At 35.3% G+C, this 26,999-nt stretch carries 27 protein-coding genes and 2 pseudogenes; 22 read left to right on the top strand and 7 right to left on the bottom strand.

Features of this window, described 5'->3' with window-relative positions:
* Positions 1-20: 20 nt before the first annotated feature.
* Entirely contained in the window at positions 21-1,073 is a 1,053-nt protein-coding gene (locus tag JFU20_RS06710) for a P-loop NTPase (protein WP_033710181.1), read from the top strand.
* Between the two features lie 471 nt (positions 1,074-1,544).
* On the opposite strand, the gene JFU20_RS06705 is transcribed toward JFU20_RS06710, so the two are convergent.
* Positions 1,545-2,648: a flagellin N-terminal helical domain-containing protein gene (locus JFU20_RS06705; RefSeq protein WP_002166037.1), complete on the bottom strand. Its 1,104-nt coding sequence runs from the start codon at positions 2,646-2,648 to the stop codon at positions 1,545-1,547.
* Between the two features lie 256 nt (positions 2,649-2,904).
* Here JFU20_RS06705 and JFU20_RS06700 point away from each other — a divergent pair.
* From JFU20_RS06700 to JFU20_RS06620, 17 genes and pseudogenes are all read left to right on the top strand, one after another.
* A pseudogene (locus tag JFU20_RS06700) lies at positions 2,905-3,669 on the top strand (lytic transglycosylase domain-containing protein); the annotation flags it as partial.
* An 86-nt stretch (positions 3,670-3,755) separates the two neighbouring features.
* Positions 3,756-3,980 (top strand): flagellar motor switch protein FliN, encoded by a 225-nt coding sequence (locus JFU20_RS06695; RefSeq protein WP_002011999.1) that lies wholly within the window; start codon positions 3,756-3,758, stop codon positions 3,978-3,980.
* 14 nt (positions 3,981-3,994) lie between these two features.
* On the top strand, positions 3,995-4,981 hold the full coding sequence (gene fliM, locus JFU20_RS06690) for a flagellar motor switch protein FliM (RefSeq protein WP_002011997.1): 987 nt from the start codon (positions 3,995-3,997) through the stop codon (positions 4,979-4,981).
* 10 nt (positions 4,982-4,991) lie between these two features.
* Positions 4,992-5,351, top strand: a complete 360-nt coding sequence (fliN, locus tag JFU20_RS06685) for a flagellar motor switch protein FliN (protein ID WP_002011996.1) — start codon at positions 4,992-4,994, stop codon at positions 5,349-5,351.
* Positions 5,352-5,363: 12 nt separating this feature from the next.
* Positions 5,364-5,684 carry a hypothetical protein gene (locus JFU20_RS06680; protein ID WP_000121176.1) on the top strand — a complete coding sequence of 107 codons (321 nt, stop codon included), beginning with the start codon at positions 5,364-5,366 and terminating at the stop codon, positions 5,682-5,684.
* Positions 5,681-6,439, top strand: coding sequence for a flagellar type III secretion system pore protein FliP (locus JFU20_RS06675; RefSeq protein ID WP_002126633.1), 759 nt, complete (start codon positions 5,681-5,683; stop codon positions 6,437-6,439). The genes JFU20_RS06680 and JFU20_RS06675 overlap by 4 nt, the downstream gene beginning before the upstream one ends.
* A 33-nt stretch (positions 6,440-6,472) precedes the next feature.
* Positions 6,473-6,748 (top strand): flagellar biosynthetic protein FliQ, encoded by a 276-nt coding sequence (locus JFU20_RS06670; protein WP_002011993.1) that lies wholly within the window; start codon positions 6,473-6,475, stop codon positions 6,746-6,748.
* Positions 6,749-6,763: 15 nt separating this feature from the next.
* Entirely contained in the window at positions 6,764-7,525 is a 762-nt protein-coding gene (locus tag JFU20_RS06665; protein WP_001055697.1) for a flagellar biosynthetic protein FliR, read from the top strand.
* Between the two features lie 10 nt (positions 7,526-7,535).
* Complete coding sequence (gene flhB / locus JFU20_RS06660; RefSeq protein WP_002166036.1) at positions 7,536-8,582, top strand: flagellar type III secretion system protein FlhB; 1,047 nt, start codon at positions 7,536-7,538, stop codon at positions 8,580-8,582.
* A gap of 23 nt (positions 8,583-8,605) precedes the next feature.
* A complete protein-coding gene (gene flhA, locus JFU20_RS06655) occupies positions 8,606-10,672 on the top strand; it encodes a flagellar biosynthesis protein FlhA (RefSeq protein WP_002166035.1) in 2,067 nt (688 codons plus the stop codon).
* A 14-nt stretch (positions 10,673-10,686) separates the two neighbouring features.
* Positions 10,687-11,997, top strand: coding sequence for a flagellar biosynthesis GTPase FlhF (gene flhF / locus JFU20_RS06650; RefSeq protein WP_002011990.1), 1,311 nt, complete (start codon positions 10,687-10,689; stop codon positions 11,995-11,997).
* Positions 11,998-12,040: 43 nt separating this feature from the next.
* Positions 12,041-12,844 (top strand): flagellar basal-body rod protein FlgG, encoded by an 804-nt coding sequence (locus tag JFU20_RS06645; protein WP_033710116.1) that lies wholly within the window; start codon positions 12,041-12,043, stop codon positions 12,842-12,844.
* A 172-nt stretch (positions 12,845-13,016) separates the two neighbouring features.
* Positions 13,017-14,315 carry an NtaA/DmoA family FMN-dependent monooxygenase gene (locus JFU20_RS06640; protein WP_002166033.1) on the top strand — a complete coding sequence of 433 codons (1,299 nt, stop codon included), beginning with the start codon at positions 13,017-13,019 and terminating at the stop codon, positions 14,313-14,315.
* A 177-nt stretch (positions 14,316-14,492) separates the two neighbouring features.
* Complete coding sequence (locus tag JFU20_RS06635) at positions 14,493-15,329, top strand: TrmB family transcriptional regulator (RefSeq protein ID WP_002011985.1); 837 nt, start codon at positions 14,493-14,495, stop codon at positions 15,327-15,329.
* Positions 15,319-16,047 carry an AzlC family ABC transporter permease gene (locus JFU20_RS06630; protein ID WP_033715719.1) on the top strand — a complete coding sequence of 243 codons (729 nt, stop codon included), beginning with the start codon at positions 15,319-15,321 and terminating at the stop codon, positions 16,045-16,047. Before JFU20_RS06635 ends, JFU20_RS06630 begins: the two co-directional genes overlap by 11 nt.
* Positions 16,038-16,349, top strand: a complete 312-nt coding sequence (locus JFU20_RS06625; RefSeq protein ID WP_002086437.1) for an AzlD domain-containing protein — start codon at positions 16,038-16,040, stop codon at positions 16,347-16,349. Before JFU20_RS06630 ends, JFU20_RS06625 begins: the two co-directional genes overlap by 10 nt.
* Before the next feature lie 62 nt (positions 16,350-16,411).
* Entirely contained in the window at positions 16,412-16,582 is a 171-nt protein-coding gene (locus JFU20_RS06620) for a DUF3951 domain-containing protein (protein ID WP_002011981.1), read from the top strand.
* 82 nt (positions 16,583-16,664) lie between these two features.
* On the opposite strand, the gene JFU20_RS06615 is transcribed toward JFU20_RS06620, so the two are convergent.
* From JFU20_RS06615 to JFU20_RS06595, 5 genes and pseudogenes are all read right to left on the bottom strand, one after another.
* Positions 16,665-17,252, bottom strand: a complete 588-nt coding sequence (locus JFU20_RS06615; protein WP_002011980.1) for a VanZ family protein — start codon at positions 17,250-17,252, stop codon at positions 16,665-16,667.
* Positions 17,253-17,326: 74 nt separating this feature from the next.
* Positions 17,327-17,737, bottom strand: a complete 411-nt coding sequence (locus JFU20_RS06610; protein WP_002011979.1) for a hypothetical protein — start codon at positions 17,735-17,737, stop codon at positions 17,327-17,329.
* Between the two features lie 468 nt (positions 17,738-18,205).
* A complete protein-coding gene (locus JFU20_RS06605) occupies positions 18,206-18,565 on the bottom strand; it encodes a hypothetical protein (protein ID WP_002135440.1) in 360 nt (119 codons plus the stop codon).
* An 11-nt stretch (positions 18,566-18,576) separates the two neighbouring features.
* Positions 18,577-19,170, bottom strand: a pseudogene (locus JFU20_RS06600) (dienelactone hydrolase family protein).
* Positions 19,171-19,172: 2 nt separating this feature from the next.
* The gene (locus JFU20_RS06595) at positions 19,173-19,508 is read right to left on the bottom strand and encodes an antibiotic biosynthesis monooxygenase family protein (protein WP_201038494.1); all 336 of its coding nucleotides are present in this window, start codon (positions 19,506-19,508) and stop codon (positions 19,173-19,175) included.
* A 453-nt stretch (positions 19,509-19,961) separates the two neighbouring features.
* Here JFU20_RS06595 and JFU20_RS06590 point away from each other — a divergent pair, with 453 nt between their 5' ends.
* From JFU20_RS06590 to JFU20_RS06575, 4 genes are all read left to right on the top strand, one after another.
* The gene (locus tag JFU20_RS06590; RefSeq protein WP_201038493.1) at positions 19,962-23,288 is read left to right on the top strand and encodes an isopeptide-forming domain-containing fimbrial protein; all 3,327 of its coding nucleotides are present in this window, start codon (positions 19,962-19,964) and stop codon (positions 23,286-23,288) included.
* Positions 23,289-23,328: 40 nt separating this feature from the next.
* Positions 23,329-24,990: a SpaA isopeptide-forming pilin-related protein gene (locus JFU20_RS06585; RefSeq protein ID WP_201038492.1), complete on the top strand. Its 1,662-nt coding sequence runs from the start codon at positions 23,329-23,331 to the stop codon at positions 24,988-24,990.
* A gap of 91 nt (positions 24,991-25,081) precedes the next feature.
* Positions 25,082-25,882, top strand: coding sequence for a class C sortase (locus tag JFU20_RS06580; protein WP_002166027.1), 801 nt, complete (start codon positions 25,082-25,084; stop codon positions 25,880-25,882).
* Between the two features lie 36 nt (positions 25,883-25,918).
* Positions 25,919-26,734 (top strand): class C sortase, encoded by an 816-nt coding sequence (locus JFU20_RS06575; RefSeq protein WP_201039220.1) that lies wholly within the window; start codon positions 25,919-25,921, stop codon positions 26,732-26,734.
* A gap of 55 nt (positions 26,735-26,789) precedes the next feature.
* Here JFU20_RS06575 and JFU20_RS06570 read toward each other — a convergent pair whose 3' ends face one another.
* On the bottom strand, positions 26,790-26,969 hold the full coding sequence (locus JFU20_RS06570; protein WP_001025736.1) for an H-type small acid-soluble spore protein: 180 nt from the start codon (positions 26,967-26,969) through the stop codon (positions 26,790-26,792).
* Positions 26,970-26,999: the final 30 nt, after the last annotated feature.

The raw sequence follows: 26,999 nt of genomic DNA, 5'->3' as shown, positions 1-26,999 counted from the left end.
CTATAATGGAAGGAATGTGTATGATGATTACTCACGAACAAATTATGAATGCTTTAAGCCATGTAGAAGATCCGGAGTTGCACAAGAGTATTGTGGAATTAAATATGGTCAGAAATATAAAGATAGATGGTACAGAGGTTGGGCTAGAAGTAGTTTTAACGATACAAGGTTGTCCGCTAAAGGCGAAAATTCAACAAGATATTGAAGACTCTCTTCGAAATATTGGTGCATCGAAAGTGTCTTTAACATTTGGTTCAATGACACCGGAAGAACGAGCGGCATTAACAGCGTCTTTAAAGAAAGAAGCTAGAACAGAAACTGGAATGCCTAGTATGCTTCGACCTGATTCAGGAGTACGTTTTATTACTGTAACGAGCGGAAAAGGAGGAGTTGGTAAATCAACTGTGACGATTAACCTTGCTACTGCGTTAGCAAGTATGGGGAAAAAGGTTGGCATTTTAGATGCAGATATATACGGATTCAGTATCCCAGCTATGATGGAAACGAATGAAAAACCAACAATGATCGATCAAACAGCAATTCCAGTCGTTAGTCACGGTGTTAAAATTATGTCGATGGGATTCTTCACAGAAGGAAACAACCCAGTTATGTGGCGCGGACCGATGTTAAACAAATGGATTCAAAACTTCCTTGCGAATACGCACTGGGGAGAATTAGACTATCTTCTTCTAGATTTACCACCTGGAACAGGAGACGTTGCGATAGATGTCGCAGCGATGATTCCACAGGCGAAAGAAATTATCGTTACGACACCTCATAACGTAGCTTCATTTGTCGCGTCTAGAGTAGGAGTAATGGCGAAACATACGAAACACGACATTTTAGGTATCGTTGAAAATATGGCATATTACGAAGAGCAAGATGGCTCAAGAAACTACCTCTTCGGAAAAGGCGGTGGTGAAATGTTAGCAGAACAACTGCAAACAGAAGTAATCGCCCAAATACCGTTTGCAAAACGTGAAGAAAATAATGGCTCATGTGTGTATGATGAAGATTCGCTCGTTGGGGAGATGTTTACTTCTTTAGCGGAGGATCTAATTTATAACGGATAAATTGATATAAAAGTGGGATACATAGCATGTATGTATCCCACTTTTTATTTTTTATGGAGTTATTTTAATAGTTTTAAAGGTTATATATTTAAGATTGTAGTAACTGCGAAACCATTTGCGAAATTTGATTTGCTTGTGAAACTGTATTAAATGCAACTAAATGCTCCATCGTAACATTCATCCCACACAACGACTGTCTAGCCATTCATACCAATACGCATAATGGACATTCCTTATAAGTTAATATAAGGTCTTAAAGCTAATAACGGTTATGAAAAGAAAAAGGAGCTTATGCTCACTTTATCTTTTTGTTTTAATACACGGGACGAGGTCCGAATAAGCCCTGACCGCTTCCAAACATGGCTGGAGCTTCTCTCCAGGCTAAAAAGAAAGCCTTTAAATCTGTCTATATAGAAAAAATAAACCTCCCCGCAAGCAGAGAGGTTTATTCATGAAACTAACTCAAATGGCTTATTGTAATAATTTTGAAACCATTTGTGGAGTTTGGTTTGCTTGAGAAAGCATGCTGATACCAGCTTCGTTCAAGATTTTGAACTTAGTCATTTCAGACATTTCTTTCGCCATGTCAGCGTCTTCGATTTGAGAAGCAGCTGAAGCCATACTAGCAGATTGGCTCTTAAGGTTGTTTACATTAAAGTCAAGACGGTTTAATGTAGCGCCTAGAGTAGCACGGTTAGAAGCAACTGTTTTTAGAGCCGCATCAATTGAATCGACTGCTGAAGATGGATTTGATGTGTTTGGTGTAGCAGCTACAAGACCAGTAATTGCTGTGTTAAATGCAGCTTGAATAGCGTCAGCTTTATCAGCCTTATCAGCTGGATCAGCTACTGTGTAATCATTAAATGCATTTTCTACATTTTGAACGTTAGTTTTATTAGTGATAAAGCCTTTAATTTTATCAAAAGATTCTTTTGCAGTGTTAACATCAAGTGCAAAAGTAGATGGATCCGCATTCTGATCTGCCTTTACAAGTCGAGCCATTGTAGCTTTTGCTACATTTAAGCTTTCAGCTGATAGTTTTTCAGAACCGATATTTACAGTGTCAAGACCTAACTGGTTAAGAGTAACACCTTTTAAATCAATAGAAATTTGTTTGTTAGTGTCAGCAGAATCTAAAGTTTGTATCTTAACGCTATTGTCAGCCTTTAATAAAGTTTTATCATTAAATTCTGTATTGTCTGCAATGTAAGAAATTTGTTCTTTTAATTGACCAAATTCTTTTTGTAGAGCTTGTTGGTTGTCAGCTGTGTTCGTACCGTTCGCAGATTGGTTAGCGATGTCACGCATACGAAGTAAGATGTTAGATACAGAGTTTAAAGCTGAGTCAGCTGTACGGATTAATGACATACCGTCTTGTGTGTTGTTAGCTGCTACTCCTAATCCGCTTTCACGTGCACGCATACGAGTTGCGATTGCAAGACCTGCTGCATCGTCAGAAGCGTTGTTGATACGTTTACCGCTTGATAAACGGTCCATAGCGTTACTCATTTTTGCTTGGTTTTGGCGCATGTACTCTTGAGTACGCATGCTATTAATGTTTGTATTAATTCTCATGTTAAGAACCCCCATTTTTTTATATTGACTTTTCTGCAAATCGAAAAACGGTAATATGCGAAAAAATCGATTTCGAGATTTATTGTAAGCCTTGCTACAACGGGTGTCAACTAAAAATTCGAATTAATGAATATAAAAAAATAACAGTTTAACAATCTATTCATTTTTTTATTAAAATATTATTAAAAGGATTATTGCAAACTTTTTAAAAAAACTCTAATATTAGATTATCTTTGTTTAGCGAAAAGGTGATATTATGGTAGTTGGAAATATAGTAAAAGAAGTTCTTGCATATAAAAAAGGACAAATTCAGCAAAAGTTAAGTAGTCCGCAAGCGTTCGTTAGTAGCCGTTTTCAAGATCAATTGCAGAGTGAATCTGCGAAGGAGACGAAAGTTGCTAAAGAGCCGGCAAAAGTAGAAGATATGAGTCAGCCGGTACAATCTACGAAAATAGAAACTGTTGTTAATAAACCGAAAGAATCTATTAATAAAGTAGAGGAAACGAGTAAGCCTGAGGAGAAAGCTGAAACGAAGAAAGTAGATGAAGTACAAGTTGCACAAAAAGAGTTTGAACGACGTTTCCCAGAAACGAAAAATGAGGCTGCTGATACGTGGGAATTAACGAAAAAGTATAATATTCAAAAAATACGTTCTTCGAATGAAGGTAAGTATGAGGATATTATTGATCGTGTAAGTAATACATATGGAATTCCGAAAACGTTAATTCAAAAAATGATTGAAGTAGAGTCTAATTTTAATCCGAAAACGGTGTCACATGCAGGGGCGATGGGGCTGATGCAGCTTATGCCAGCGAATGTGAAAGAGATGGGTATAAAAAATCCATTCTCACCAGCTGAAAGTATTGAAGGCGGTGTGAAAGAGTTAAGCGGTTATTTAAAGAAAAATAACGGTGATCTCGTATTGGCGCTTGCTTCTTATAATGCTGGCCCTGGTAATGTGAGAAAGTACGGAGGCGTACCGCCATTTAAAGAAACGCAAGGATATATTAAAAAAATATTAAATATCGACGTTTCGAAATAGAAAATTTCATTATATAAATAGAGAACATGAAATTTTCGTGAACATGATATGGGAGTTGGCTAGATTTGAAATTACAAGATGATATTCCGTTAACAATTTATTTTGAAATCGGAAATACGAAAAAGAAAATTGAAGATCTGCTTCATATTACGAAAGGTACATTGTATCGTCTTGAAAATTCAGCGAAAAATACGGTGCGTCTTATGCTTGAGAATGAAGAGATTGGAACCGGAAAGATTTTGACGAAGAATGGGAAAATGTACGTTGAAATCGTTGAATTGAAAAGGTAGGGAAGGGGATTGTCATGAGTGGCGAAAAATTAAGCCAAGAGCAAATTGATGCCCTGCTGAAGGCGGTAAATGAAGGCGAGGAAATGCCGGCTTTCGCACAAGAAGCAGGGAAGCAAGATAAATTTCAAGAGTATGATTTTAATAGACCAGAGAAGTTTGGTGTTGAACATTTACGTAGTTTGCAAGCGATTGCGTCTACATTTGGAAAGCAGACGTCACAGACGTTGTCAGCGCGTATGCGTATTCCGATTGAACTCGAGCCTTCGACTGTTGAGCAAGTTCCATTTACGAGTGAGTATGTAGAGAAAATGCCAAAAGATTATTATTTATATTGCGTGATAGATCTAGGTTTACCAGAGCTTGGAGAAATTGTTATTGAGATTGATTTAGCGTTCGTTATATATATTCATGAATGCTGGCTTGGCGGAGATAGTAAGCGTAACTTTACGATGCGCAGACCGCTAACGGCGTTTGAGTTTTTAACGCTTGATAATATATTCTTGCTTCTTTGTAAAAATTTAGAGCAATCATTTGAAAGCGTTGTTGCGATTGAACCGAAGTTTGTAACGACGGAGACAGATCCGAATGCGCTGAAGATTACGACGGCGAGCGATATTATTTCATTATTGAACGTAAATATGAAAACAGAGTTTTGGAATACGACAGTTCGTATTGGTATTCCGTTCTTATCTGTTGAAGAAATTATGGATAAGTTAACGTCTGAAAATATTGTCGAACATTCTTCGGATAAGCGTAAAAAGTATACGTCTGAAGTAGAAGTGAAAGTAAATCAAGTGTACAAGCCTGTTCACGTTGCGGTTGGTGAGCAGAAGATGACAATGGGCGAGATTGAGCAAATTGAAGAAGGCGATATTATTCCGCTTCATACGAAAGTTTCAGACCAACTACGTGGTTATGTAGATGGAAAGCATAAATTTAATTGTTTTATCGGGAAAGATGGAACGCGTAAGGCGCTCCTATTTAAAAGTTTTATAGAGTAGGAGGATCCATATGAAGCATGAAGTATCTCCTGTGTCATTAATGGGATTAGAAGAATTTGCAGGGAAGCGAAATGAAGCGGGGAAGGCACATATTGATACCGTTTCAGACATTTCGATTGAACTTGGAGTAAAGCTTGGGAAGTCATCTATTACGCTTGGTGATGTGAAGCAATTAAAAGTTGGCGATGTTCTTGAAGTAGAGAAAAATTTAGGACATAAAGTAGATGTATATTTAAGTGATATGAAAGTCGGTATTGGTGAGGCAATCGTAATGGACGAGAAGTTTGGCATTATTATTTCTGAAATTGAAGCTGATAAGAAACATGCAGCGCTTATGAAGGCACAAAATCAAATGCAGGATAAAGAGTAGAGGAGGAGTCATATGTCGTATATGACGACCTTATTTCAAGTCGTTTTACTGTTTGGTGCGCTCGGCTATGGTGCATATTATATGACGAAAAAGACGCGCAAACAGCAGTTTTTTAAGCAAGGTGAAAATGGACACATTCAAGTGAAAGACGGTGTTTATTTAAATCATCAAACGAGCGCCTTTTTATTTGAAGTGGACGGAAAGCAAGTGTTCACTGTTATTAGTAATAACGGTGTACAATCTGTGCAGTTAACAGGAACAGGAAATCAGTTTCAACAAGCGTTAGAAGACGCGGTGAAGAGTGAAACGAAAAAAGTAGAGGATCCATCATGAGAATAAAGAAACAGTTATCGTTATTTGCCGTTATTTTCGCATTTTCTATTATTTTTTCATTTGTTTTTGTAAATCCAGCGTATGCAGCCCCGAACGGCTTTATTAATTTCGAAAATGGAAAAGAGTTTACGAGTAATTCAAGTGTACAACTATTCGCGCTCGTTACCCTTCTATCATTATCTTCTTCTATCGTTCTTTTATTTACGCATTTTACTTATTTTATGATTGTTCTTGGGATTACTCGTCAAGGGCTTGGGGTTATGAATTTACCACCGAACCAAGTGCTTGTTGGACTCGCATTATTTTTATCGCTGTTTACAATGCAGCCAGTGCTTGGTCAATTAAAGAGTGATGTGTGGGACCCGATGACGAAAGAAAAAATAACAGTAAGTCAAGCTGCGGAGACGACAGCCCCGATTATGAAAGATTATATGTCGAAGCATACGTATAAGCATGATTTGAAAATGATGCTGAAAGTGCGTGGAGAAGAGTTGCCGAAAGATTTAAAGGATCTTTCACTGTTTACGCTTGTGCCATCCTTTACGTTAACGCAAATTCAAAAAGGTTTACTTACAGGGATGTTCATTTATTTAGCGTTTGTCTTTATTGATTTAATTATTAGTACACTTTTAATGTACCTTGGGATGATGATGGTACCGCCGATGATTTTAAGTTTACCATTTAAAATACTCGTTTTCGTATATTTAGGTGGATATACAAAAATCGTCGATATTATGTTTAAGACGGTCGCCTGAAGCGTTTGATGCTATGTGATAGGAGTCATATAAATGAATACGTCACCAATTATAGATATTTTCCAAACCTTTTTTTATAAAGGGGTTATGATTTTAATGCCGATTGCCGTTGTAAGTATGATTGTCGTTATTATTATCGCGGTTATTATGGCGATGATGCAAATTCAAGAGCAAACGCTGACGTTTTTACCGAAAATGGCGAGTATTGTGCTCGTTATTATCATTTTAGGTCCGTGGATGTTTCAAGAGTTAACGATGCTTATTTTAGATTTATTTGATAAAATCCCATCGCTATTGCGTTCGTACTAAGATAGGTGAACTGAAATGAATATGGAATTATGGGCGGCGACGTTTTTTGCGTTTTGTCGCATTACTTCATTTTTATATTTTTTACCGTTTTTCTCAGGTCGATCAATTCCGGCGATGGCAAAGGTTACATTTGGACTCGCTCTTTCGATTACAGTGGCAGATCAAGTGGATGTCTCTCACATAAAGACAGTTTGGGATGTAGCAGCTTATGCAGGAACGCAAATTGTAATTGGATTATCACTTTCAAAAATTGTAGAGATGCTGTGGAACATTCCGAAAATGGCAGGGCATATTTTAGACTTTGATATCGGTTTATCGCAGGCGAGTTTATTTGATGTAAATGCAGGGTCACAGTCCACTTTGCTATCAACAATTTTTGATATATTTTTTCTTATTATTTTTATTTCACTGGGCGGCATTAACTATTTCGTTGCCACGATTTTAAAGTCGTTTCAATATACAGAGGCGATTTCAAAATTGTTGACGACTAGTTTTTTAGATAGTCTACTCGCAACGTTATTATTTGCAATTACATCAGCGGTTGAAATTGCTTTGCCACTTATGGGCAGTCTATTCATTATTAATTTCGTCCTTATTTTAATCGCAAAAAATGCACCGCAATTAAACGTTTTTATGAATGCGTACGTAATTAAAATAACGTGTGGTATTTTGTTTATTGCGATGAGTGTACCGATGCTCGGTTATGTGTTTAAAAATATGACAGACGTATTACTGGAAGAGTATACGAAACTATTTAACTTTTTCTTAACGAAGTAGGGGGACGCGCATGGCAAAGGATAATAAAACAGAAAAGGCCACCCCGCAGAAGCGTAAAAAATCGCGTGAAGAAGGGAATATCGCCCGGAGTAAAGATTTAAATAATTTATTTTCCATTCTTGTATTAGCAGTTGTCGTTTACTTTTTCGGAGATTGGCTCGGTTTTGAGATTGCGAATTCCGTAGCGGTGCTGTTTGATCAAATTGGAAAAAATACAGATTCGACCGAGTATTTTTATTTAATGGGCATATTACTTCTGAAAGTATCAGCTCCTATATTAATACTCGTATACGCTTTTCATTTATTCAATTATATGATTCAAGTCGGTTTCTTATTTTCTTCTAAAGTACTTAAGCCGAAAGCATCACGTATTAATCCGAAAAACTATTTTACGAGATTGTTTAGTCGTAAAAGTTTAGTAGATATTTTGAAATCACTGTTTTATATGGGATTAATCGGTTACGTTTCGTACGTTCTCTTTAAAAAGAATTTAGAGAAGATTGTTAGTATGATTGGATTTAACTGGACAGCGTCACTTACTGAAATTATTAGCCAAATTAAATTTATCTTTTTAGCCATTTTAATTATTTTAATCATTCTTTCTATTATTGATTTCATTTATCAAAAATGGGAGTACGAACAAGATATTAAGATGAAAAAAGAAGAAGTGAAACAAGAGCATAAAGATAATGAAGGGGACCCACAAGTAAAGGGGAAACGAAAAAACTTTATGCATGCCATCTTGCAAGGGACAATCGCGAAGAAGATGGATGGTGCAACGTTTATTGTGAACAACCCGACGCATATTTCAGTGGTGCTTCGTTACAATAAACAAGTTGATGCGGCGCCTATTGTCGTTGCAAAAGGGGAAGATGAGCTCGCATTATATATACGAACGCTTGCCCGTGAACAAGAAATACCAATGGTAGAGAACCGTCCGCTCGCTCGTTCTTTATATTATCAAGTCGAGGAAGATGAGACGATTCCAGAAGATTTATATGTAGCTGTAATTGAAGTTATGCGCTATTTAATTCAAACGAAAGAACTTGAAGTATAATAGCGCGTTTGGAGGGGATCTCTTTGTTTAAGATGGATTCTGCAAGAACCTATTTTTCTATCTTTTTAGCAGCGTCATTCGTTGTGGCGCTCTTAATTCCACTTCCACCATTTATACTTGATATCGTTATCGTTTTTCTACTAAGTATGTCAGTACTTATTTATATGCGAGCTACAAGTATTAACGAGTGGGATGAATTAAAGTCATTTCCGACGATGTTGTTATTAATCGGGATTTTCCGCGTATCGATTAACGTTTCGACGACGCGAGCGATTTTAACAGACGGAAATGCGGGTCATGTTATTGAAGAGTTCGGCCAGTTCGTAATTGGCGGGAACTTATTAATTGGTATCGTTATTTTTATAGTTTTAATCATATTCCAGTTTATTGTTGCAAACGGTGCGTCTCGTACAGCTGAAGTAGCAGCTCGTTTTACACTTGATTCTTTACCAGGGAAACAAATGTCTATCGATGCTGACTTGAATCAGCGTCTTATTACAGAAAAAGATGCACAGGCGAAACGAAAAAAATTAAATATGGAAACAGAGTTTTACGGAGCGATGGATGGTGCCGGAAAGTTCATTAAAGGGGACGTTATTTTCGGGATTGTCATTTTATTCGTAAACATTATTTTCGGTTTAATTGTCGGTATGATGCAGCAAGGAATGAGCTTTGCAGATGCGGCTATTCACTATACACAGTTAACTGTCGGTGACGGAATTGTAAACCAAATCGGTTCGTTAATGCTTGCGATTTCAACAGGTATTATCGTAACGCGTGTATTTGACGGTTCAGCTGATACAGTAACTGAAGGAATCTTTAAAGAGTTATTAGCGCATGAAGTTGTTGTATATGCACTCGGTGGTTTATTTATCGCAATGGGTGTTTTTACCCCGCTACCATTTCTACCATTTGCTCTCGTTGGTGGAACAATTATCTTCTTAGGAATTCGCAATAAAAAGCGAATAAAGAAAGAAAAAGAAGACGAGCTTCAAAAAGAATTAGAAATGATTCAAGGCGAGGATGAGCAATTACAGCAAGTGGAAGATTCATTCGGAGTCTTTACAGATAAATATCCAATTATCGTAGAGCTCGGTTTAGATTTAGCGGCACTTGTAAAGCAGAAGATTAACGGGGAAACAGCTCGTGATAAAGTTGTTCTAATGAGGAAGTCGATTATTACCGACCTTGGTATTAACGTTCCTGGAATTAACTTTAAAGATAATACGAGCTTTAGACCACGCGGACGTTACATTATTCGTATTAAAGGTGCGAAGGCGGCTGAAGGTGTTTTAAAATCAGGTTATTTATTAGCACTGAAAACACCGAATGTAATGGCTGATTTAGATGCAGAGCCAGCGAAAGATCCAATTTTCGGCGAAGATGGATATTGGATTTTGGAGCATATGGTACAAGATGCACAAATGAAAGGCTATCAAGTGTTAGAGCCACTCAGCATATTAATTACGCATTTAGATGTTGTCGTTAGACGTAATCTTCATGAGTTAATTCAGCGTCAACATGTGAAAGACTTGATTAACTCGCTTGAAACTGATAATGGCGTTTTATTAGAAGAGATTAAGAAGAAAGAAATTGATTTATCACTTGTGCAAAATGTTATTAAACAACTGCTGAAAGAAGGAATTTCAATCCGTGATTTACCGACAATTATTGAAGGTATTATTGACGGGAAAGAAATTTATCAAAACCATGTTGATGGTGTCACTGCATTTGTTCGTGAATGTATTTCAAAAGTTATTTGTGAGAGTGCGAAAAATCCTGACGGGAAAATTTATGCAGCGCTTTTCGCTGATTCAATCGAGTTAGATGCGGATGTTGTTAATAATTCATATCAAGGTTATTTATTAAACTGGGATTTAGATTTAGAAACGCGAGTAGTAGAGCAAGTACAGCGCGTTTTCAAACAAGCGCGTTTAATGGGAAGAGAGCCAGTATTATTAACACGCAGAAAAGATTTCAGATTTGCGATTGTGAGACTTCTTGAACGTTATCAAATAGAAGCTAAAGTATTATGTATTAGTGAATTGGCACCAGAAATTGTTGTAGATCAAATTGCTTATATTGAATAGTAGGGGGTGAAGTAATGGAAAGTACAGAAAAAAAAGAAGCGTTAATGCGAATAAAAGCAGCTTCGAAAAATGAATTGTATCGAAAGTTATTTGACCAATATGGTACAGATTATTACTACGTTGTCGATGAAAGTGTAAAACGAAACATCCCGTTTTTTTGGAAGAAGAATTATGAAATGTTAGTCGCTTTTCCTGAAGATAAACAGGAAGAAAGTAACGAAGGCATAGCTCAGTTTCATGAACAATTAATGGATGTTGTAAATGAACCTTCAGTAGAAATCGTGAAGGTAAATGGAATTCAATCTGTCTTGCACAATTTAGAAAACGTAACGACTTCTATGTCGTACGCGGCGATGCAAACAGGAAATAGTGAAGAATGGGCAAGAAAAAAAGAGAAACTATTACAACTGTTTGAAAAAGGGATTGTCGTTGTGAAACGTACGGAAGAGGCGAAAGTAACGAAAAAACAGCCTGCCGTGAAACAAGCTATTCCTGTAAAGAAAGAAGAAGTAGTTGTTAAAAAAGAACAGCAGGAATCTGTGCCATTTATTATTCAAAAAGTAATTCGGATGTTAGAACAAAACGATGTGGAACAATATTTCATTCATGCATATGCTGAAAAATTAAAAGTGAAGTTTGAGAATGCAACGATGATTACAGAAGAGGAAGTCATCGGATACATATTGGAAGATATGAGATCTCATTTCAATACTGAAAACGTATTTGAAAAAGAAGTACAAACGATTGCATTAATCGGTCCAACTGGCGTTGGAAAAACGACGACACTTGCGAAAATGGCGTGGCAGTTTCACGGTAAGAAAAAAACGGTTGGTTTTATTACAACCGACCACTCTCGCATTGGAACAGTACAGCAACTGCAAGATTATGTAAAAACAATTGGAGCAGAAGTAATTGCTGTGCGAGATGAAGCAGCTATGACAAGGGCGCTCACTTATTTTAAAGAAGAAGCGAGCGTCGATTATATATTAATAGATACAGCCGGTAAAAATTATCGTACGTCAGAAACGGTTGAAGAAATGATTGAGACGATGGGACAAGTAGAGCCAGATTATATTTGTTTAACATTATCAGCTTCTATGAAAAGTAAAGACATGATTGAAATCATTACGAACTTTAAAGATATTCATATTGATGGTATCGTGTTTACGAAATTTGATGAAACAGCGAGTAGTGGTGAATTGTTGAAAATTCCAGCTGTATCATCAGCTCCAATTGTATTAATGACAGATGGACAAGACGTGAAGCAACATATACATATCGCTACAGCTGAACATTTAGCAAAACAAATGTTACAAACATCGTAAGAAAAGAGGTGAAGAATAAGGCGCTTGCCTTATTCAAACGAGTATGAACGGTCTTTATATAGGCTCTATGGGTATGATGAATTACATGCAGCATATTAATGTTCATTCGAATAACGTCGCAAATGCCCAAACGACAGGATTTAAAGCAGAAAACATGACTTCTAAAGTATTTGATGTGCAAGACACATATCGCCGCGGAGACGGATCGACGACAAATATCGGTTCGGTCGATTACGCTGTCGTACCAGCTGCGACGCATGTGAACTTAGTGCAAGGAAATATACAAATGACAAATAGTGCTACAGATTTCTTTTTAGACGACGGTGCGGCTGGAACATCATCATTTTTCGTTACATCTAAAAATGATGAAACGTTTTTAACGAGAGACGGTAGTTTTACATTAAATAGTGATCGTTATTTACAAACATCTTCAGGTGCTTATGTTATGGATGTAAATAATGAACGTATTCGTATTCCAGAAAATGTGGATTTCTTCGTATCTAATAATGGAGAAATTTATAGGGAGATTAATGAGGGTACTGAATTTAAACCAGATATTAAGAGGATAGTAATTGCACAGTTGCAAACGAAAACAGTAGATGCAGAAACGAACGCGCGTCTCGTGCAACGTGAAAATAAAAGCTTTACACTAGCAGAAGGAAACATTGCTGATTTACCGAACGGTACAGGGATTGTAAAAAATCATATGCTAGAAAATTCAAATGTGGATATGACGAAAGAAATGGCAGATCTTATGTCGAGTCAAAAAATGATTCAAGCATCGCAACGTATTATGACTTCATTTGATAAAATTTATGAAAAAGAAGCGAATGAAATATTGAGATAAAGGACTTCCGATAGCGGGAGTCTTTTTTTGTTGTTGCTTTTATTCCAGTTACACCATAAAATGATAATGATTATCAATATCATTTTATGATATTTAATAAGAAAGGAAGTTGTAATGGTCGAATCACTTGTTTAACTAGGTGAATTAAAAACTAAGGGGAAGGTGTGTACATATGTCTATAAAAAAACAGCTTTGCATTGGACTATGTTTGATTTCTAGAAAGAAAGAACAAGAGAATAAGTTTGATTCAGGAATCGATGAACAAGTAGAGTTAGCAAGACTGGCAGAGAAGGCTAAGTTAGATTTTGTATTTAAAGCCGATTATTTAGTGGCGCACCCTGATTTAATTGCTCGTAATAAGGGGAATGTAATTTTAGATCCAACATTATTATTTACTGCTATTGCGTATGCAACAGAAAAGATTGGAGTCGTTACGACCGCGTCAACATCATTTTATCCACCATATATACTAGCGAGGCAACTACAATCTTTAAATTGGATTAGTAACGGCCGAGTAGGTTGGAACATTGTCACATCAATTGATGGTGCTGAAAACTTTGGTGAGACAGGGATGCCACCATCTGAAGAGCGATACGCGAAAGCGGCAGAATGTACAGAGTTAGTAAGAAAACTTTGGAGGAGCCATCCTTATGAAGTTTTAAAAGAAGACAACGCAGATGTAATTAGGGAAATGGTACAGCCAATTGAGCATAGTGGTGAACACTTTGAGGTGAAAGGTCCACTTAATGTCCCTCAGCATATTTCTGGAGAAATGCCATTATTTCAAGCGGGTGCGTCAGATCCTGGTCGGAATTTCGCTGCCTCTGTTGCGGATGCGATTTTCGCCGCGATGCCAGATATAGAAACAGGAATTGAACTTCGTCAAGATTTGAGAAGAAGATCAGAGCAACATGGCCGAACGAAAGATGCTATACGTGTATTGCCTGGATTATATTTCTTTATAGGTGATACATATGAAGAAGCACTAGAGATGCATAGGCAAGCCCATCAACATCTCACAAAAGAGAAGAGGTTCGCTTTACTTGAAATGGTACTCGGATTAGACGTTAGAGGGATTCCGTTAGAAAGTAAGGTAACTGAAGATATGCTGCCAAGTAGAGATCAAACTGTACGTAGTAAAACACATGCGGAATTATTACGGAATTTCATCATAAAAAATGAACCAACTGTTGAGCAAATACTAGAACGACCAGAAGTTGTTGGTTCTGCTCATTGGGTCGCTATTGGCACACCACAAGATGTTTGTAAGCAAATTATGGAAAGATTTGAAGCAGGGGCACTAGATGGATTTATTGCAATTCCAGGCGGTCCTCCAAAATCATTGGATTTATTCTTTAGTGAAGTGATTCCTTTATTCGTGAGAGCAGGTGTATTTAGAGAAGAGTATACAGGTTCAACCTTACGTGAGCATTTGGAGGGTAATATATCAAATGCTCTACAGTTGAAATAATTCATTATGTACAAAAAGCCTTTCAAAAGAAGGCTTTTTATTTCGGATGAAAATTCGGAATTATCAGTTGACTTGTAGAGGCTTCTTTTTTATATTAGTAGGTATAACAATAACTACTAATGGAAAGTGAAATCGTCGTTTTGAAATTAGAGCTATATAAATTGTGAGGGGTTACCGATGGATGAAATAATAAAGGAGTTACAAAAGTTAGGTTTTTCCCAGTATGAATGTAAAGCGTATATTGGTTTATTAAAACATTCCCCAGTAACAGGTTATGAAGTTAGTAAACAAACAGGAGTACCCCGTTCAATGATTTATGAAGTACTTGGCAAGTTGATGGATAAAGGTGCAGTACATTTAGTTCCTTCTGAACCAGTGAAATATGTACCAGTACCAGCTACTGAATTAATGGATCGAATGCGAAAAGATTTCGAGAAATCATTTGAATTTTTAGACCGAAAATTAAATTGTTTAGAGCAGGAGCGACAAATTGATGTAATTTCGCATATTCGCTCAAATGATCGTGTTTTGAAAGAAATATGCAATATAATTAATAGAGCAAAGGAAGAGTTATGGATTTCTGTATGGGAAGATCAAGTGCAAGAGATTGAGCCATTGATTCATCAAAAGGAAGCGGAAGGCGTACATATTTTTTCAATTTTATTTGGTGCTCCAGAAACAAAAATAGGAGCGACATTTCACCATAATTATATGACGCCTCACGTCGTTGAAAAGAGAATGGGTGGTCATTTAACTGTTATCGCGCGTGATGGGGAAGAAGTATTAATTGCTAACTTTTCAAATGATAGCACTTCATGGGCCGTTACAACGTATGATCCAGCTTTAGTTCTCGTCGCTACAGAATATGTTCGGCACGACATTATGGTGGAAGAGATTACGAAGGAGTTTGGAGCTGATAAATTAGATACATTATGGCGTGAAAACATAGATTTAGTTCATGTTGTAACAGGAAAACGTACTATAGAAGAAATGGAGGGAGATAATGGTGAATAAAGCTCAAGCACATATGACACTGCAGAGCAATGATTCATTTCAGCAAGGTGTAAAGGATTGTTTACCAACTGTATTTGGATATTTGAGCATCGGTATAGCGGCTGGCGTTATTGCGAAAACAGCAGGTTTCTCGATCATAGAAATTGCTTTTATGTCCACATTAATTTACGCAGGTTCTGCTCAGTTTATATTAGCGGGTATGTATGCAGCGGGTGCCCCAGCCTCGGCAATTATTTTTACTGTGTTCTTTGTTAATTTACGTCACTTATTAATGAGTGCTGCACTCGCACCTTACTTCACCAAGATACCTCTTTTTAAAAATTTAATAATTGGTTCGCAAATTACAGATGAAACTTTCGGCGTTGCAGTGCAACAAGCAGCACAAAAAGGCCATTTAGGCGAGAAATGGATGATGGGACTTAATGTAACAGCATATTTAAATTGGATTTTAGCTACAGTTCTCGGAGGGCTTTTTGGAGAGTGGATACCAGATCCTCATACGTACGGAATGGATTATGCGTTACCAGCGATGTTTATCGGATTATTTGTACTTCAGCTAATAAGTAGTAAACCGAAACTAGCCATTCATCTAAGTGTTGCAATTGTAGCGATTATTATCGCATACGTTTCACACTTATTTATGCCAGATAGTATAGCAGTTATTATCGCAACACTTTTAGCTGCGACAATCGGGGTGGTGATTGAAAAATGGAAGTAAGATTGGACGTATTATTCCTTTTACTAGCAGCCGGAGCTGTCACACTCGTACCACGTATTTTACCTCTTCTCGTATTTAGTAAACTACAAATTCCAGACTGGGGTTTAAAATGGTTAAATTACATACCAATTGCGATATTAGCAGCACTTTTAGCACAAGTATTATTTATGCATGAGACAGTGCAGTGGGATTATATCATTGCGGCAATCCCGACATTCTTCGTAGCGATATATACTCGTAGTTTATTAGGAACAGTATTAACAGGAGTCATTGTAATTATTTTGTTACGTTTATTTTTCTAAAAAGGATTCAGCTCATATAATAGCGAAAGGTGTAATAACATGAAATATATAGGGGTGGTGTTATGATACTTTTAACGATAGGAGCAATATTGTTAACGTTGTTTATTTTTTTTATTATCGGATTTATTACGTTTATGATGTTTGTTGATAAGGCGACACCTCAAATTTATTACACACCTTGTGAAACTATGACAATAAAATCTAAAGGTAAAAATAGAAGGAAGAAAAGTTGAATGAAGGCTTTTCTTTCTTCTATTTTTCTTGCTTTATAATGTTCTATAAAACGTTATAGAACATGCTAATGTAAAAGGGAAGTCATGTTGAGGAATTGTTCGTTTCATAAATATATCTTAAAAAGGAATTCAATTTAATATCAAGTTTGTGTATAAATGTTCTATACACAAGGGTAAAGCCTTTTGATATACCATACCCTAAAATGACACCCATACAATTAAAAATTACATCGTTTATATCGACATATCGAAAAGTGAATCCGGCATAAAGTGCTGATAAAAGTTGTAGATTTTCTAACAAGAACCCTAAGACAATTCCTGATAAAACAACTTGTTTGAAATTCGTCTTTTTTATGTAAGGAAAACCAAAGCCAAAAGGAATTGTTAGTAGTATATTAAGTAATGATGTTGTTATAGCGAAATGCTCCGTGTTGAATGGTATAAAATTAGCATCTCTCCAAACATTTTGTCCAATTTCTTTTTTCATATTTTCATCTATAATAATTGGGAATTGAGTATAATTAAGTACTACACAAAGGTACAAATAAAATATTGAAAAAAATAGTAAGTACATGTTCCTCTTTTTTAGGTGTAACTTAAAAAAGAGGAGTAAAAATAACCATATAATAAATGCTCCAATAAGAATAAAACCATCAAAGTCAATTAGCATGTTTAAAATCCCTCATATTTTCATATTTAAACTATGATGTCTATTATTAGACATCATAGTTTAGTAGCAATATTTTAATTAGATATTTTTCCGTTCCCTTTTACATTCTGTCCATCGTCATTTGTTTTCCAAATAAATAAGTAGTATTCATTTGAATTTGTATCAACATTGTATGCACCAGAGAAAGATTTATTTATGCCGCCATTAACTGTTCCATAACTAGGATCCGAACCCCATGCAGATCTGTACAGAGTATATTTCACATCGTAAGGTCCCATCGCTCCTCCATCAGTAGAATATACATATGCGCTCCCATTGATATATACACTTCCTTTAGACAGTGTGTGGAACTGTTTGTTTTTACTACCATCCACCACTCGATAGTCCATTTTAAAACTGTAACTACTAGATGCTGCTAATGTTGGTATAGCGAAACATGTCATTAAAGTTAAAGCTGTAATAATAGAAAAAATTTTTGTTTTCATGTTTTTCTCCCTGTTATTTTATTATTGAGAGGCCTTCTCAATAAAGATAATGATCCATTTAACTGTACATGTAAATAATAAGATATAAAGATTTATAATTTTTACAATGGTTTTACAATCATTAAGAAAATGCCATATAGTTTCAATTTGTTTAAGATAAGATAGTTCAATTGTTAAAAAGTGATTAATGAATTCATTAAAATTGGTATGATTATATGGGGATCATGAATATACGACTTCAAAAGTATATTGAGGAGAATGAAGCAGCTGAGCAATTCTTTAGTACTATGAATCTCTAAGTTTAAAAGAATGTGGAATGATTTCAAGAAGAGAGTGTTAAATAGATGAGATATAATAATTACATAAAAATTAAGGAGAAATTAAAAGGCCTGAACTTGGTACTATACCAAGTTCAGGTCAAAGCTGTTAATGAAATAAAGCGATTAGGTTTTTACTACCATTGCACAGTCACATTCCCGAAAGAACTAACAACAATAATCCAAATAGAAAACTAATAAAAGAAAGAAAACCGATAGATATGGAAAAAACACGATTGTTTTTCCATTCGCGTGCGAAAACGATAAAGCCTAAAACGCAAAGGAAAAACCAAATAGGTAGAAATATAAATCGACTAACCTTCTCAGGTAGCAATGAATAAAAATTTGTTAAATATAATATCCAATTCGCAAAAAATAGAGCACATACGATGAATGATTGTAAGTATGGTCGGTTTAGAAAATTTCCTTTTTTAACCGTCATAAAAATGAGAGCTAATGCTGAAATGAAGGGAATGATTATGAATATGAGCAATAGTAATGTTAGTGGCATATGCAACTCCTTTACAACATAGTTTTCATAAGAAACGAATCTATTATTTTGTATACTTGCGTTGTAGATTGTTCGTTATATGTTACTGTGGATGGATTTAAAAATCCATGTTCGCCATGTAGTTGTTTTATTTCTAATAGCGGATTCCTTTGTTGCTGCAATGCTTTCATTAAGGAGGATACTGAAAAATTAGTTTCTTGTTCAGGGAAAATAAGTAATGTAGCACACGAAGGTTTCACGTGAACATAGTCGCGTATACGAGAACCGTAACAACCAATGATAAAATCTATTTTTGAATTGGTACTACAGAGCCAAGCGATTGTTGCCCCAACGCTAAAACCGAGAAGTCCTATATGTGTGTAACTATTGGAAAGGCTAGTAATGAGGTCCTCAATTTGCTCTTTTCCATCATCAAATCCAATGTGATTCATAAAATGCTGATATGCTTTTTATGAATCACTATAATGAAATGCCTGTTGTAATTGTAGAAGATTAGGACAGAATACATCTATATGAGATGTAGTGAAGTGGTCAATAACATGATGCATATGATCGTTCACACCGTATATTTCATGAACAGAAACGAGAGCTAATTTTTTCTTCATAGTTACAATGTATCTCTATGAAACTTATATTCTTTCTCAACAAGGCAGATACGCAGGTGGAAGTTTTCATACCATTGCTCACGGCCTCTTTTTTTCGCTTCTTTATGTAAGGCGTTCTTTTTCCAATTTTCAATTGCTTCGAGTGATTCCCAATAAGAAATTGTAATTCCTAGGCCAGATGAATCACGTGAGCTTTCTACGCCTAGAAATCCAGGTTGCTGTCTCGCAAAGTCCTCCATTTTTTCGGCAACAGCATTATAGTCTGTTGTATCATTGGATAGATTAGAAGTGAATATAACTGCATAATAAGGACTAGTTTCTTGTGGAGTGTTCTCCATACGTTTTCCCCCTTTAAAATCAGTTCATAGTTTGTATTTTAGCACGTAATAAAAAGAAAAGAAGCATGAGGCTTCTTTTCTTTTTTTAGGCCGCAAATTTTAATCCAGCATACTTGTGTTGGTTTCTTTTGAATATTTTGCTCTTCCAATGTTATTTGTGTTAATTGTAAGTAACCAGCGATAATTTTTTTTATATTACCTTATAATTATTAAGTAATTCGTGTTGTGTAGAATATCATAAATAGGAGAAAAAGTATGAAGTTTCTATTTTATATTCGAAATTTAATTATTATTAAACACTTATAATGAATCTAAAAATCTTTATATAAAAATGTATAAATTAGTAATTTATCACATATTTTGTTAACGAATCTTATATTTTATATTAGAATAATACGTATAAAATATATTCGTATAATATATTAATGGATTTTAATTAAGGAGGTGACCTCTTTGCACAATAAGATAAAAGAAAATAAAAAAATATTAAATGTATTTGTAGTTGTTATGAGCTTATTTTTACTATTATCGCAGTTACAGTTTTTTAAACCAATGGATAGAGTAAGGGCAGAAGTTACAGATGAAGAAGGTTTTGATACACCAACCTATCAATCTATTCATAAAGGTGATATGTATTCTACTGGGAATGTGAATTTAGGTATTAAAGCTACTGAAGCTCAGAAACAAACGGCATTGTATTCGGATATAACGTATACTTACGGGACAACACCGAATAGTTATACACGTGAATTAATTGATGTGGATGACGACCCAACAACTACAAATTCATCTAAAGCATATATTCCTGTTCCAGAGGATGCTGAAATCGAATGGGCTGGGTTATATTGGAGTTCAACACGTTACGAATTAACGCAACAGCAATATGTGGCACCAGTTAAGTTTACTACACCGGTCGGGAAGAGCTTTCAAGTATCACCAAGTAATACGTATTACGGAAGTGGCTTGCTTTATGGTTTCGGTATTGATGGTACTTATTATTCTAACTATACAGATGTTACAGGGCTTTTAAAGTCTTCTAGTGCAAAAGGAGGAAGCTATACTGTAGCAAATATTCCTTATCCAAATACAAAACTTGCATATAATTCTGGGTATTATTCTTTTGCTGGTTGGTACATGTTAGTAATCACGAAAGATAAGTCAAAAACTAGAAAAGCATTTACTGTGTATGATGGTGGATTGAAAAGAGCTACTGGATCTGGTGAAAAAGAATTCACGATGAAAAACTTTATTGCTTCAAAAACTGGAGATTTAGATCCGAAAGTTTCTGTTTTCGCTGTTCAAGGAGATAGATATTGGCAAGGTGATAAACTCTTTGTTCATACAGATAACACCTGGAAGGAAGTTACGGATAAGCTGAATCCGACAGGTAATATATTTAATTCCACTATTTCTGAATATGAGGAACATATGCGAGATAAGTATCCAGGTACATTTAACCCAGATTATAAAAATAATTTAGGGGTTGATGCAGATTTAATAAAGCTACCGGCAGGATATATTAAACCAAATCAAAAGGAAATACGTTTAAAAGCTGCGACATCTGGTGATGATTACGTATTAAATACATTAGCCTTTGCAGTAAATGCAACAGCGCCAGAGCTTGTAATCGATAAGGAAGTAATAGATACAAAAGAAAAGTACGATCCCGGTGATGAAGTTACATATCGTTTACGGGTGAAAAACATTGAACCGAATTCGAGTTCTGTTGATACAAAAATTGAAGATGTTTTAGATTCGCGTCTAGAATTTGTACCAGATTCGGTGAAAATTATTTCTGGTCCGAATGCGGGAGATCAAACAGAACAGGTTGATTATAATGCAAAGACAAGAAAGTTAACGATAAGAATTGGTGAAGGAGCAAATGCTACGAAAGGTGGAATCTATACGGATAAAACACCTGAGACAACCGTTGAATTTAAAGCGAAATTAAGGGGAGAAAAGGTGGAAACAGAAATTCCTAATATCGCTGTTGTTCAAGGGATTGATGAGTTAACAGGAAGTCAGGTTGAAGCTAACGATTCTAATAAAGTAGTAGTTAAAGTATTACCTGAACGAGAAGAGAAACACGGTAAGTTAATAGCTACTAAACTAGCTAAAGATATAAACGGTGGTACGCTGAAAGTTGGCGACAAACTAGAATATACAATTCATACTAAAAATAGTGTGCCAGATTCTCTCTTAAAATCAGTTAAAATTACGGATAAACTTCCTGAAGGAGTAGAATATGTTCCAAACACGTTAAAGATAAACGGGAAGGAACAAACGGATGTTGAAGATGAAGATCATGCACATATAAAAAATGGAACAATTTATGCTCATTTCGGCGACCTTAAAGGCGAGGAAGAGAAAGCAATCACGTTTGAAATTGTTGTAAAACCAGAAATGGCAAATAAGAAAGTAAAGAATATAGCGATAGTTGAGACTGATAGTTCGGCCGATAAGGAGAAGCCAGAAGTTGAAACACCAGTCGACCCGTTGTCTGGACAACTAGAATCGAAGAAAGAGATTATTGATATGAGGCAAGAAAAAGTTCATGTCAATGATGAATTTGAGTATCAAATTAAAGTTCGAAATAAGGTAGAAAATGGACTTATTAAAGATATGCGTCTAATGGATAAACTTCCTGAAGGTGTAGAGTATGTAGCTGGTAGTATGAAAGTGAATGGGAATTTACTGACAGACGCAGTTGACGAAGATGCAGGGGCGTATGAGGATAATACGATTAAAGTAAACTTTGGTGACGTGCTTGATACGGAAGAAAGAATGGTAACTTTTAAAGTGAAAGTTACGCAAGACGCATTAAAAACGAAAGAAATTGAGAACATAGCGGTTGTTGAGGGGAAAACACCAGATAATGAAGATTTACCACCACAAAAACCGAATGTAAAAACGCATGTGGAAGCAAAGGAACCTAAGGTGAGTAAAATGGTTTCGGACGCAGATGAAATAGAAGTGGAAAAGGCGACATTACAAAGTGTAGGTGAAGAGTTTACATGGCATGTAAACTATAATTTTGGAAATGATGTCATGAACCTTGAAAAAGTGGTATTACAGGATGACTTAGAAGATATTTTAACTATCCTACAAGTACAACTTGTAAACAGTGATGGAGAGGCCATAGAAGTTATACCGCAAATTGATGAACAATTAAAGAACGTAAGTATTGAGTTACCAAAGCGGGACGGAAATTATAATTATCTTGCGAATCAATCTTATACAATGCACATTAAGTCAATGCTAAATGCTAATGTAAATGCAGATATAGTAACGAAATACAATGCGAATGGTGGTATTCCAAATAAAGCGGAGTTACTGTTTGATCAGAAGAAATCCGTATCAAATGAAGTATTTGTAGTACCACCAACATTAGGGGGATTTGAGATTGAAAAAGTAGATGCGAACGATGAAAATCTCAAATTAGAAGGCGCAGTATTTGAAGTGATAAGTAAAGGTGGAAATATAGTATGTAAATTAACAACCGATAAAGATGGTTTGGCAACTTCTACTCCATTAATAGTTGGCAAATATACATTAAAAGAAGTACAAGCACCAAAAGGATATATGTTGATGAGAGAGCCAGTAGAAATAGAAGTGAAGCCTGGAATGAATTCACAAAAAATAAGAGTAGTAAATAAGAAGAGTGAATTCGTTATTCCAGAGACTGGTGGAACAGGGACAATTATTTATTATGTAATGGGTGGAATATTGATGTTTGTTACATTGTTCCTCTTTGTTAGAAAGAGAAACAGTGAAAGATAGATAGAACAAAAGCAATAGAAATGATAGGGAGTGGGCAACTATGAAAAAGATTTTTAGTTTATTTTTAATTGGTATGTTAGCTTTTTCAACGCTATCTAACATGATTGTTAGTGCGGAATCTAGAAGTACAGGTACTTTAACGATTCACAAGTTTGAACAAAGTAAAGATGCTAAAACAACTTCAGAAGGTAATGGGAAAGAAGGACAAATTGTTCCGGAAGATGCAAAGCCTTTAGAAGGTGTAACTTTTGAAATTAAACGAATTGAGTCATTTGAAAAGATTTCAAATGATGGAACTGTTATAAAAGAAGAGGAAAATCCAGTAAAAGACGCTGCAATTACAAAGATAACAGATGCGAAAGGGGAAGCTGTTTTTAAAGATCTTCCGCTAGGACGTTATGAAGTAAAAGCAATTGAAGGTCCAAAACATATTGCGTTAGATAAGACTACTTTTATAGTTGATATTCCAATGACAAGTGCAGATGGTAAAGATTTAAATTACGATGTTCATATTTATCCAAAGAATGAAACGAAACGTGGTTCAGTAGAATTAATGAAAAAAGGTGAAGGGGACAAAGTATTACCAGATGCAGAGTTCCACTTATTTGAAAAAAATAAAGATGGCACGAGTACACAAGTAAAAACACCAAAACCATTAGTAACGGGAACAGATGGTAAGATTCGTGTAGAATCTTTAGAATATGGAGATTACTATTTTATAGAGGAAAAAGCGCCGAAAGGTTATTTAACAAGTAAAGAAGAATATCTTTTTTCTATTAAAGAAACTGGTAAACTGGTTAAATTAGAAAAAGATGTAAAAAACTATAAAGAACCTACAATTGAAAAAACGATTAATGATAGTTCAAAAAATGCGGGAATAAATCGTGAAACAGAGTATACATATGATATTAAAACATTGCTTCCTGAGGATATTCAAACGTATAAAAATTATGTCGTAACTGACGTTTTAGATGATCGTTTAGAGATTGTTGGGACACCGATTGTAAAGATTGATGGTAAAAAGATTGATGAGAGTATTGTAAATGTAATTGTTGCTGGACAAAAGGTTATTGCTTCAGTGGAAGATTTTTCGAAAGTAACAGGGAAAGAATTACACTTGCAAATTACTGCAAAAATGAAAAGTGATGTTCAATCTGGAGTAGAAATTCCGAACAAAGCAGTACTTGATTTTGTAAATAAAGATGATATTTCATCAGAAAAAGATGGGAAACCATCTAATGAAGTATTGGTTACACCGACTATGGGAAATATTACAATTGAAAAAATTGATGGTAAGAATAAGAATTTAAAATTAGAAGGCGCAAGGTTAGAATTAAGAGATAAAAAGGGGAATGTTGTAACAGTAAACAAGAAGAAAATGGATGATATCACCGATGCAAATGGTATTATTACGTGGAATGAAATCCCGTATGGTGAATATCAAATTGTTGAAACAGTAGCACCAAAGTATAAAGATGAAGACGGATCAGTAGAGCAATATCAAAAATTAAGAGATCCGATTGAGATTAAGATTGATGAAAAACATCAAAAAATAGAGCTACAAGTAGAGAACAATAAAAGCGGCTGGATTATCCCACAAACAGGTGGTATAGGAACAGTTTTATTCACAGTAGTTGGTTTGTTATTAATGGTGACAGCGGCGTTTATTTTCTTTAGAAAGAAACCTGTAAAGAATTCTTAATTAATATTTTTATAATAATTGAGTTTGGAAAAGAGGAAAGGCATATTGCTTTCCTCTTTTCCACATTTTATCCGTAGCGAAAGAGGCTGTTATGAAACGAAATATTATTTTTGGAAGTATATTTTTGCTAGGCTTAAGTATATTTTTATATCCGATTGCAAGTAATTGGTTTGCAGCGAGAACGCACTATTCGGAAGTAAGTATGTACGATGAAGCAATAAGTAATTTACAAAAAGAAGAAATTGAACGTAAGGAGAAAGAAGCACGGGAATATAATGAAAAAGTTCAAAGTACGATGCAAACATTTTCGGACCCATTTCATGAAAATAGTGATGAGAACAAAAGTTCGCATATAGATATGTTAAATATCGGTGATGTTATGGGATATGTAGAAATTCCAAAAATTGATGTGAATCTTCCGATTTATCAAGGGACGACTGAAGACGTACTAACCCGCGGAGTTGGACAACTGAACGAATCTTCATTACCAGTAGGGGGAGAAAATACGCATACAGTTTTAACGGGGCATCGTGGTTTACCTTCAGCACTAATGTTTACTCATTTAGATAAAGTTGAAAAGGACGATATATTTTATATTCATTCATTAGATAAAGTACTTGCCTATAAGGTAGATCAAATAAAAGTTGTATTACCAAATGAAACAGGAGATTTATTAGTTGTACAAGGTCAAGATTATGCAACGTTAATTACATGCACCCCTTATGGAGTGAATACGCATAGGCTATTAGTGAGAGGACACCGGGTTCCATATGATGCTGGAGCAAAAGAAATGATTACAAAACCTTTCATTTTAGAAGATTGGATGATCGTTTTTCCTATTGTTATTATTTGTATCGTCCTTCTAATGATTTATTTAAAAAAACGAAAATAGTATGTATTGAGTGGTGAGTGTGTGTGAAGGGGATTTATAAGTTTATTATTGTTCCTCGTAGGGCTTTCATTATTTATATACCCAACGGTTGCTAATTATATAAACAATTATGTATATAAAACAAGAGTAATAAGTTATGAGAAAATGGTTGCTAATTTAAAAGTAGAAGATGTTAATGAGAAATTTCGTAGGATGGAAGCATATAATAGCTTATTAGGTAGAACTACTTTTAAAATGAATGATCCATTTGTTCATGATATAAAAGTAAATAACGAACAGTTAGATTTTATAAATAAAGATGAAGTATTTGGTACAATTACAATTCCGAAAATAGATGAAGAGTTACCATTATACTTAGGAGCAAGTCAAGATAACTTGAGTAAAGGAGTCGGACAAATTGAAGGGACTTCTTTACCAATCGGTGGACAAGATATGCACGCTGTATTAGCAGGACATCGTGGATATCACGGCGCAACGATGTTTCGCCACCTGGATCGATTAGTTGATGGCGACACATTTTATGTCAGTGTACTAGGGAAACAACTTGTTTATAAAGTAATTGGGCGTGAGATAATTGCTCCAAATCAAGTTGATAAATTGAGTGTAATAAAAGGACAAGATAGAGTTACATTACTTACATGTGAACCATATACATCTAGTAAATATCGATTGTTAGTATATGGAGAGCGAGTAGAAACAGACCAAAATGAAATTGAACGACAAAACAAAAGTATAGTAGAAGTTAGGAGTCATGAAACAAGAGATTTATTTGAGAAACTGGCCTTTGGCATAGTAGGTCTCATTGTAATTTGTATTGGGCTGTACGGTTTACTAAACAAGAAAAACCAGTGATGAAATATATATAATAAAAGAAAAATGCCACTTCAAAAAATTGAAGTGGCATTTTTTATATTTCCTCTAAGCTATTAACTGGAACAGTTAATTCGCGTTTTGGATTTGTTACTTCATATATGCGGGCGGTTTCGTTGCTTTCGTCAACGTGTTGAATCATAACAGGCATGCCTTGGAAACTGACATTGGCTTCTTCAGATGACTCGGAAAGCTCTTTTGCGCGTTGTATATTCATTTATATTCCTCCCATCATTATTATCTTTGC

The sequence above is a fragment of the Bacillus sp. TH30 genome (assembly GCF_016650875.1).
In the GTDB taxonomy this organism is placed as follows: domain Bacteria; phylum Bacillota; class Bacilli; order Bacillales; family Bacillaceae_G; genus Bacillus_A; species Bacillus_A mycoides.
Note: the sequence above shows the minus strand (reverse complement) of the source record. Positions and strands in the feature narration are given on the sequence as shown.